Consider the following 2,736-nt stretch of genomic DNA (forward strand, 5'->3'; position numbering starts at 1 on the left):
GTGCTGAGCGAGTGGTAGTAGGTCCCGAGCTTGCAGTCCAGCCGGAGCCGGCCGTGCTCGTCTCGGGTCATCGCCCCGAGGTCGTAGGTGAGCTGGTTCCAGGTCTTCTGGTGCTCTCGCTGGCCGGCGTGGACCTCCCGGAGCTGCCGGTCCCACTCGTCCAGGTGGCGCTTGAACTCCCTCCTCGCCGCGGGGGTCGCACGTCTCCCAGTAGTGCCAGGTCCGCACGTCGGGGACCGGCTCGGACAGGTCCAGGTGTCCGAGCGGGGCCTCGACGTCCTGCCGCTGCTCGGCAGGGGCCAGCTCGGCCCAGACCGGCAGCGGCTTGGCCGCGTCGCCGAACAACCGGGCCGCCGGGTACGCCGGGTACTGCTCGGAGAGAAGCTGGTAGACGCCCGGGCCGTCGAGCGCTCCTCCGTGCCACTCCTCAGGTGACCGCCTCACCAAGGCAGGGCGGCGCTGGTCCCCATTCAGCGGCGGCAATGCCTCGTAGGCACTCGCAAGCTCGGCGCACCACGCCGCCCGCCCGAGCGTCCTCTCCGGCGGCAATGTAGGCGGCGTGGGCCCGCTGCCGGGCGGCGATCGACTCGTCGGACCGGGACAGCCACCAGGCGGCGTCGGCCAGCGCCTCCAGGTGACGCGATTCCGTGCCGGCAGGGTCGAGGGCGGACAGCTCCTCGTACGCCTCGGCCCAGGACTCCCGGCGGACGGCGTCCCTGGCCCGGTCAGCGTCGGCGTCGGCGATCCGCCCGGCCACGACCCCTCCTCCCGATGGCTTGCTCTGTGGACAGCTTGGAGGTCACCGGGCCGGGCGGTGTGCGTCCCGGTTGGCCGAGGAAGGGGCTCGGGTGGCGGTGGCCGACCTTGAGGTGGAATCGACATCGTGGTCAACGTGGCCGGCGGCGACAGTCACCGCCTCCTGGGCCTGCCCGGTGTCATCCTGTCGCTCGGGTTCCGGGCCTTCGAGAACCGGGTACTGGACTGGTACTACGGCCTGCGCCGCACCCAGCGGGGGAACGTCCTGAGGATCGGATGCGATGTCCAAGACGCTCGCCGACGAACCCTATGTCCTGCTGATGGACGAGCCCTTCGCCGCCGTCGACGCCCAGATCCGGGCGGAGCTGGAAGACCTCGCCCGTTCGGTGTGGCCTCGCACTGGGGTGACGATCCTGTTCGTCTCGGATCCCCGATTCACCCGGCTCCGCACCCACGTCTACGCCCAGATCCAGCAGGCCAAGCGTGGCCGAGACCAGACGGCGCCGCCGTCGCCCGAGGGAGCCACGGTTGCTCCGGGCAGCTAGACGGCGGCCTTGACCCGGTCCCAGCCCTCCACCCGGCCGCCGCCGGCCAGCATCCGGGCCGGCTGGCGGCTGCTGGTGGTCGTGGTCGCGGTCGCGGTGAACCTGCGACCGGCCATCGCCGCCGTGCCGCCGGTGCTGGACACCATCCAGGCCGACCTCGGGCTGTCGGCCACCCGGGCCGGGCTCCTCACCGCCCTCCCGGTGGTCTGCATGGGGCTGTTCGCCCCCGCCGGGGCGACCCTGGCCCGGCGGATCGGGCGCGAGCGGGCCGTGACCTTCGCGCTCGCCCTGGTCGCCTGCGGCGCACTGGTCCGCGGCCTGGACGCCTCGGCGGTGCCGCTGTACGGCGGGACCCTGCTCGCCGGCGTCGGGATCGCCCTCGGCGGGGTCCTGCTCCCCGGCGTGGTCAAGGCCTGGTTCCCATCCCGGGCCGGCGCGGTCACCGGGCTGTACACCGCCGGTCTGGTCGGCGGGGCGATGGTCGCCGCCGCGGCCACGGTGCCGCTCATGGAGGCGCTCGGCAGCGGATGGCCGGCCGCCATCGGCGCCTGGGGGCTGCTGGCGGTGGCCGCGCTGGTCGCCTGGGTGCCGGTGACCCGGCGGCTCCCGGTGGCGGCCGACCCGGCCCCCGGCCGGACGCGGCTGCCCTGGGGCAGCGGCGTCGCCTGGCGGGTCACGCTGTACATGGGCTCCCAGTCCCTGCTCTACTACGCGGCCCTCACCTGGCTGTCCCCCCTGTATGTGGCGGCCGGCTGGAGCGCCGGCCGGGCCGGGCTGCTGCTCGGCCTGTTCAGCCTCACCCAGGTCTTCTCGGCGCTGGCCGTCCCAGCCCTGGCTGACCGCGGCGGCGACCACCGGCCGTGGCTGGCCCTGTGCGTCGGCACGGTCACGGCCATGCTGGCCGCGTTCGGCCTGGCCCCGATGGCCGCTCCCTGGCTGTGGGCGACCCTGCTCGGCCTCGGCGTCGGTGGGATGTTCGCCCTCGCCCTCACCCTGCTGGTCAAGGTCGTCTCGACCCCGGCCGCGGCCGCCCACCTGTCCGGCATGGCCCTGCTGGTCGGCTACCTGCTCGCCGCCACCGGCCCGGTCCTGGCCGGCGTCCTCTACGACGCGGTCGGCTCCTACCGGCTCGTGTTCCTGGCCCTGTCCGGGATCGGTGTCGCAACCCTGGCCGTCGGCGTGTCCGTCCGACCGGCCGACCGGATCTGATGGTTCGGCGCAGGCTCGTGCTTGACGCGGGGCTGCTGGACGAGGTGCACGTCGACCTCGTGCCGGTGTTCCTGGGCTCGGGCATCCCGCTGCTCGGCATGATCAAGGACGCGCCGGTGGAGCTCGACGGGCCATCTCGTGACGACGCGCTTGCCTTCGGGCCCGGTGCCGAGCGCGAGCGATCTTCTCGATGCGCTGTGGGCGACGTTCGTCGTGCAGGTGCTCG

Annotated in this window: 3 protein-coding genes and 1 pseudogene; 3 read left to right on the plus strand and 1 reads right to left on the minus strand. The window is 73.8% G+C overall.

Features of this window, described 5'->3' with window-relative positions; translation table 11 throughout:
- Positions 1-427 precede the first annotated feature (427 nt).
- On the minus strand, positions 428-757 hold the full coding sequence (locus VF468_30910; GenBank protein HEX5882697.1) for a hypothetical protein: 330 nt from the start codon (positions 755-757) through the stop codon (positions 428-430).
- A gap of 277 nt (positions 758-1,034) precedes the next feature.
- On the opposite strand from VF468_30910, the pseudogene VF468_30915 reads away from it, so the two are divergent.
- From VF468_30915 to VF468_30925, 3 genes and pseudogenes are all read left to right on the plus strand, one after another.
- A pseudogene (locus tag VF468_30915) lies at positions 1,035-1,301 on the plus strand (ABC transporter ATP-binding protein).
- A gap of 9 nt (positions 1,302-1,310) precedes the next feature.
- Positions 1,311-2,510 (plus strand): MFS transporter, encoded by a 1,200-nt coding sequence (locus VF468_30920; GenBank protein ID HEX5882698.1) that lies wholly within the window; start codon positions 1,311-1,313, stop codon positions 2,508-2,510.
- Between the two features lie 17 nt (positions 2,511-2,527).
- Positions 2,528-2,736 (plus strand): hypothetical protein (locus VF468_30925; protein HEX5882699.1); only part of this gene is annotated, 209 nt, incomplete at its 3' end.

Source organism: Actinomycetota bacterium, assembly GCA_036280995.1.
In the GTDB taxonomy this organism is placed as follows: domain Bacteria; phylum Actinomycetota; class CALGFH01; order CALGFH01; family CALGFH01; genus CALGFH01.